At 51.2% G+C, this 1,364-nt stretch carries 1 protein-coding gene and 1 pseudogene; both read left to right on the top strand.

All coding sequences use genetic code 11. From position 1 onward, the window contains the following. The first annotated feature begins 102 nt into the window (after positions 1-102). Positions 103-813: a DUF6318 family protein gene (locus tag HMPREF2927_RS02130; RefSeq protein ID WP_070685120.1), complete on the top strand. Its 711-nt coding sequence runs from the start codon at positions 103-105 to the stop codon at positions 811-813. A gap of 1 nt (position 814) precedes the next feature. Beyond that, a pseudogene (locus tag HMPREF2927_RS08995) lies at positions 815-1,364 on the top strand (peptide ABC transporter ATPase); the annotation flags it as partial.

The raw sequence follows: 1,364 nt of genomic DNA, 5'->3' as shown, positions 1-1,364 counted from the left end.
CTACGGGGCTGTTTTCCTTCCGGCAGTCAGCTTGACCTCTGAATAACCGCCCGACTAGTAACTAAACAACACACCATCACCGACGATAGGAGCGTATCTTCTATGGATTCGACCATTTTCAACCGCCGCACTCTGCTGGGCAGCGGCGCACTTGTGGGCCTTGGCGCCCTGCTTGCGGCGTGCGGCCAGCAGGCAAATAACGAGGCGACTGCCACCTCCTCGGCCGCACCGAGCGAGTCGGCTTCGGCTTCTGCGGCGGCATCTGAGTCACCTTCGGCAAGCGCTACTCCGTCTACTGTCCGAGGCTATTCGGGCGGCTCGAAGGCGCCTAACGGGGAGTACCGCCCGGCGGATAAGTACGGTCCGGCGCAGAATGTGCCCAAGCCTGCTGAGCCTGAAGACGGGTACCGTGAGAAGTCTGTTGAAGGTATGCGTAAGACTTTGGACGCTTGGGTCAAATGGGGTAATTATGGCGTGCAGACTGGTGATTATTCGATGGCTCGTCAGTTTGTGTCGCCGACTTTTAAGAGCGAGTTGGAGGCTTATGAGGGTGTCGAGAGGCTTTACCAGCATGGTGGTTGGGTGATTGATGGTATTGAAAGCTTGACTGCTGATGGCGCGCCGTGGTCTGAGGACGGGGAGACTTATTTTTGGAAGGCTTACCATGTCTGGGAAAAGGAGATTTATGTCGCGGCTGATGGTAGTTGGCGCTCTTGGACCAATGAAGATAAAACTAACGACACTTATAAAATTGAGCTAAAGCACAACGGTCAAAAATGGGAGCTTATTGGGTATGTAAAGGTTGAAGATTAAAATGAAGCAGTGGCATAAAATTCTCTTCCTCCCTTTTGTAAGCATACAAATATTTCAACTTAGTATTCTCCCCTCATTTGCAGATGTAAAAACGAGTGAATGTTCATCAAATAATACTGCTAGCATATGCCAAGAGAAAATTCCTCCTAAAGAAATGGTTGGAAATGAAAATACGGAAAGAACAGGAAGCGCTTCAGATATTGATTCCGTTACAAACCAGCCAGTAACGCCTGCCCCCGAAACAGATACGACAAAACGGCGCGAGGGATTTTATGTTACATCTTATAAAGACAACCCCAACAATTTCTTCTGCACCACGCTAGACGGACGAGTAGGGCATGTTGGATATACAAACATGACCGTAGACGAAAACGGAATTCCTATCGACCGTGGTGGAAGCAGACATAGTCCTTCTTCTGCTAGCTGCATTCCCAACGATACCCGCACCCTGACCAGTGCCGACAGCCCGGGTCCCACCGGCCCGACCTACGAAGAAGTCATGGAGGAAATCCGCCACGCTGCAGAGTCGCTAGAGCCAGGCAAGCCGACCC

Origin of the sequence: Rothia sp. HMSC061E04, from assembly GCF_001813685.1 — a bacterium.
Classification (GTDB): domain Bacteria; phylum Actinomycetota; class Actinomycetes; order Actinomycetales; family Micrococcaceae; genus Rothia; species Rothia mucilaginosa.
Note: the sequence above shows the minus strand (reverse complement) of the source record. Positions and strands in the feature narration are given on the sequence as shown.